Origin of the sequence: Myxococcus vastator, assembly GCF_010894475.1 — a bacterium.
GTDB lineage: Bacteria > Myxococcota > Myxococcia > Myxococcales > Myxococcaceae > Myxococcus > Myxococcus vastator.
In genome coordinates, this window is the sequence record NZ_JAAIYB010000547.1 from 1 (window position 1) to 4995 (window position 4995).

Genomic DNA, 4995 nt, shown 5'->3' on the forward strand with positions numbered 1-4995 from the left:
ATAAGAGACAGCGCCCATCCCGCGCCACCACCCAGAAGGTGACGCGCTGGGGCGTCGCGGGGGTGTCGTAGGCGGACGTCGGGTCACCCGGACGGCCCTCCACGGGCGCCTGGGAGCGGAACTCCTTCACCTCGCCGTCGCCCGTGGCGAACCAGCTGAAGAAGACCTGCTCGGGGCGCGGGCCTTCGTCCGTCTCCTGGATTTCGACGCTGCCCTCGGCCAGCACCGGCGTGAAGGTGACTTCGCGCGACACGGGCAAGGGGCCGGTGAGCGGCGCGCCGTCCCACAGGACGTCCGACACCACCGGGTTCTGGTTGGGCGTGGGGGTGGCCCGCAGCGTCACCCGGCGCACGCCGCGCTCCGTGCCTTCCGGCGTGCCGCTGCCGTCCGTGGCCTCGTAACCGATGAAGAGGGGAATGCCCCGGGCCAGCGCCTCGCGCAGCGCCGGGTCCTCCGGGTCCAGCGTTCCACCGCCGCCCGGGTCGCCGGCGGCCAGCGCCTCCAGCAACACCGCCTGCACATCCGCATCCGACAGCGACAGCTCGCCGTCCGGCAACGGCACGCTGTCGTCCCCCGGGCACCGCCCGTCATAGGGATTGCCGGTGAAGCGGCACAGCGCATAGCGGACGGTGACGGGGCGCGCGTCCGGCGTCACCGCCAGCGCGCTGAACGTCATGGGCCCGGGCAGCGCGGAGGCGTCCGGGTCCACCACCAGCTCGGCGGGCTCCGCCTGGATGGCCAGCACGCGCACGCGCCGGATTTCACTCTGCAGCTCGAAGTCGGGACCGCAGCCGGCCAGCAGCAGCGCTCCGAGCGCGGGGAGGATGGAACGCATGCTCAGAAGCTCCCCCGGGCGCCGATGATGGGAAGGATGGGCAGTCCTTCGAAGAAGGCGCTTTGGGTGTAGTTGTAGTTGTAGGCGATGCCTTCCACCGCCGGGTTGTTGTAGGCGTTCGTGAGGTCCAGGTAGACGTTGAGCGCCCACTTCTCGAAGACGAAGTTCTTGTCCACGCGGATGTCCAGCTGGTTGAAGGACGGCAGCCGGCGCGAGTTCACCGCCGCGTAGAGCGGGATGAACACGTCCGACCCGTCGTCGCGCACCGAGCCCACCACCGGCGTCGTGGGGTTGCCCGAAGCGAAGCGCATGCGCGCGCCCACCTCCCAGCCCGCCGGCAGCTTGTAGGACGCAATCGCGGTCAGCACGTGCGTCTGGTCATTGTCGAAGAGGCGCCAGCCCACGCCCGGCGCGTCCCGGCGCTCGCTGCGGCTGAGCGTGTAGGAGACCCAGCCGAAGAGCCGGTCCGTCAGCGCGCGGCGCACCAGCACCTCCAGGCCGTAGATGCGGCCCACGCCGCCGTTGCTCAGGCGCTCGGGCACCTGCTGGCCGTCGCGCACCACCGTGGCGTTGGAGCGGACGATGAGCCCATCCAAATCGTTGTAGAAGACCTCGCCGCCCACGAACCACTCCGGCCGCGCCTGCCACTCCGCGCCCACGCTGTACTGGAGCGACCGCTTCGCGCGCAGGTCCGGGTTGCCGAAGGCCACGCTCGGCTCGTCCTGCACGGGAGGCCCGTGGTAGACGCCCGCGCCGCCCTTGAGCGTCAGCGTGTCCGTCAGCCCATAGCGGACCGCCAGCCGCGGGTTGAAGGTGCGGCGGGCCTGGGTCTGGTCGGTGAAGACGTAGCTCTCCGCGCGCAGGCCCGGCACCAGCAGCAGGCGCGGCGCGGGGCGCCAGCGCGCCTCCACCCAGGTGGAGGGGAAGTACTGGAGGAAGTCGCCGTCCGCGGTGAGCACGTCGTCGGTGACGGTGGGCGTGGGCGGCTCCCCCTCGCGGGAGAGGCCCTGGATGCGCGCGGTGACGCGGGCGAAGTTGCTCACCACGTCGATGCCGCCCGCCAGCGTGAGCGCCTCACCGAAGGCGTACTCCACCGTGGAGCGCAGGTTCAGGTCCGTGGAGGCGATGCGCAGGCCCCGGTCGCCAATGCCGAACTGGACCAGCGTGTTGCCCACCAGGCCGTGCGTGTCCAGGGTGAGCGCGTCCGCGCGGTACTGGTGCCGCAGGCGCAGTTGGTTGAAGCCGGTGGTGACATTCAAGCCGCCGGTGACGGTGGGGTCGTCATCCGCCGGCCGGTCGAAGACGAGCCCCAGCCTGTCGCGCGAGGTGAGGCCCTGCAGCGTGAAGGTGTGGCGCGACCTCGGCTTCCACACCAGCTTGAGCTGCGCGTCGTAGTAGCGCGGCGCCACCTGGAGGCTGGGGCCGTTGTCGCCCTGCGGCACCAGGCCCAGCACCAGGTCGATGTACGAGCGCCGCCCCGCCACCGCGAAGCTCAGCGTGTCGGTGATGGGCCCCTCCACCACCGCGTTGGATTCAATGAGGCTGACGCCCACCGTGGCGTGGAGCCGGTCCGTGCGCGGCTCGCGGCTGCGCACGTTGATGACGCCGCCGGTGATGTCGCCGTAGTACGCGGAGAAGTTGCCGGGCAGGTAGTCCACCGCCTCCAGCAGCTCCGAGTTGTAGACGGAGGTGAGCCCGCCGAAGTGGTAGAGCAGCGGGATTCGCTGCCCGTCGAGGAAGACGCCGGACTCCTGCGGGCCCGTGCCGCGGATGACGAGCTGGCCCCCGTTGAAGGCGGGGCGCGCCACGCCGGGCAGGTTCTGCACCACCTTCAGCGTGTCACCCTGGGTGCCGGGGACGCGCTGCACCTCCGCCAGCTGGAGCGTGGTCTGCGTCACCTCCTTGCGCTCGCGCTCGCTGCGCACCACCGTCTCGAACGCGCCGAAGATGCGCTTTCGCACGTAGTACGTGGCGCGCGTCTCCTGGCCTTCCGTGAAGGTCTCCTCGGTGCGGAAGCGCTCGTAGCCGCTCTGCACCACCAGCACCTCGTGCGTCCCCAGGGGGATGCCGCGGAAGGAGAAGCGACCCTCCTCGTCGGTGACGGTGGAGCGCTCCAGCGCGGGCAGCACCACCTCCGCGCCCAGGAGCGCGTCCCGCGTGCCCCGCTCCAGCGCCCGGCCGCTGAAGTTCACCGGGGCCTCGGGCTCCACGGCGGCGGCCTCACCCTCTGGCGGCGGCGGCGGACGGAAGACGAACTGGTAGGCGTATTCGATGCGCACCGGCGCGGGGACGCCGTCCACCTCTGCGGGCTCGAACTGGAACTGGCGGACCGCCGCCACCGCGGCCTCGTCGAAGCCGTGGCCGGCGGGCTGGGACACCTCGACATTGGAGACGGCGCCCGTCTCCGAGATGTCGACCCACATCACCACCGTGCCCTCCAACTGCTGGGCAGCGGCTTGAGGCGGATAGGCGGCCTCCACCTGGCGCATCAGCGCGGGAGGCTTCGTCAACACACCCTGCGGCGCGCCGGCGTCAGCATCGGTGACGCCCGCGTCCTGCTGGGCGGAGGCGCCAGTGGCGGCGAGGAGACAGAGGAGGGCGAGGAGGATTTTCATGAGGGGCGCGGGACTCCCGCGCCCCTCCTAATGCGGCGCCTACTTCGGCGCGAGCACGATTTCGATGCGGCGGTTCAGACTGCGATTCTCCGCCGAGTCATTGGCCGCGATGGGCTGGTACTGCCCGTAACCCGCGGCGGAGAGGAACGTCGGGTCCACGCCAGCGTTCTGGAGTGAGCGGACCACCGCCATGGCGCGCGCCAGGCTCAGCTCCCAGTTGGACGGGAACTGCCCGCCGCCGGTGGGGACGTCGTCCGTGTGGCCTTCCACGCGGATGATCTTCCCCTGCACCGTCTTGAGCGCGTCGGCGATCTTCTTCAGCGCCTCCTCGCCTTCCTTGCCGACCCGGGCGGAGCCTGAGGCGAAGAGAATCTTGTCCTTGAGCTGGACGGTCATCTTCCCCTTGAGCTCGGACAGCTGAATCTTGCCGTCGGAAATCTCCTGCTTGAGGCTCTGGGCCAGGTTCTCGTACTCGGAGCTGCGCTTCTCCAGCTCCTCCTTCGCCTGGGCCAGCTTCTTCGTGTTGCGCGCCAGCTCGTCGTTGAGGGCGGCAAGCTGCGCGTTCTTCTCCTCCAGCGCGCGGCGCTCCGCGGTGCCCGCGGTGAGGCGGGACTCAGCGGTGCTCAGGCGGGTGTTCAGCGCCTCCCGCTCCTGCTCCAGCTCCGCGATTTTCTCTTCCAGGGCCTTCACCTTGGCTTCGGCGGCCTCGCGAGCACCCTTCTCGTCGTTGAGGCCCTTGGCGAAGCTCTCCGCCTCGAGCGCCTTGGCGTCGAACTTCCCCTGCGAAACACAGCCCGTGGTGGTGGAGAGCGCGACGAGAGCAGCCAGAGCCAACGGTTTCCGCATATGTACGTGTCCTCCTGACACCTGTGAATGAAGCGCCAGCCTATCGCTGGTGGTGCTCCGGGTCAGGAAGAACCTCGCACTTATTTTGAGCTGAAACGACTGAACGGCTGACACACAGCCAAGCGTGTCAGTCAGCGCGGAAAAATAGGATGAGAGTCGAGCCAGACGGAGAAGAGGGCGTCCGCGAAGTGCTTGCCGGGGATGAAGACGCCACCGGAGGCGTCTCCACCGACTTCGAGTCCGACGCCCGGCGTGTAGGTGATGACGAGGTCCTCGCCCTTCTGCACGTCCTTGAGCGACGCGAGCATGATGCGCAGGTGGTTCGCCAGCGGCCCGCCGTGACGCAGGGCGGGGCTGTGCTCCAACCCGTCCCGGAAGCTGCCCACGAGCTGATCCTTGGAGATGCTGCGCAGGAAGCGGAAGTGGAGCCGCTTCACGGAGTTGGAGTGGATGGCCTCGCGCGTGGAGCGTGGCCGGTCCTCCATGTAGAGGCTCCAGACGTAGACCTTGAAGAAGAGCTGCTTGTGCAGCTCCATGTGGGCGAGCTCGACGGTGCGCCCCTTGAGGTTCAGCGACACCGGCATGAGCACGCCGCCGACCTGCTTCTGTCCCGCCTGCGCGGCCCCCGCGACGAGCAGCATGCCCACCACGAGACACCGCAGCTTCCCACCCCACGCCTGAGTACGCATGCGCCCGACC

The 4995-nt window shown here is 69.5% G+C and carries 4 protein-coding genes; all 4 read right to left on the reverse strand.

The genetic code is table 11. The features are described from left to right. Positions 1 to 835 (reverse strand): hypothetical protein (locus G4D87_RS33480; protein WP_163786748.1); only part of this gene is annotated, 835 nt, incomplete at its 3' end. A gap of 2 nt (positions 836 to 837) precedes the next feature. Beyond that, positions 838 to 3450, reverse strand: a complete 2613-nt coding sequence (locus G4D87_RS33485; protein WP_163786749.1) for a TonB-dependent receptor domain-containing protein — start codon at positions 3448 to 3450, stop codon at positions 838 to 840. Positions 3451 to 3489: 39 nt separating this feature from the next. Then, entirely contained in the window at positions 3490 to 4296 is an 807-nt protein-coding gene (locus G4D87_RS33490) for an OmpA/MotB family protein (protein WP_163786750.1), read from the reverse strand. Between the two features lie 131 nt (positions 4297 to 4427). Then, positions 4428 to 4985 (reverse strand): chalcone isomerase family protein, encoded by a 558-nt coding sequence (locus G4D87_RS33495; RefSeq protein WP_163786751.1) that lies wholly within the window; start codon positions 4983 to 4985, stop codon positions 4428 to 4430. Between the last annotated feature and the right edge of the window lie 10 nt (positions 4986 to 4995).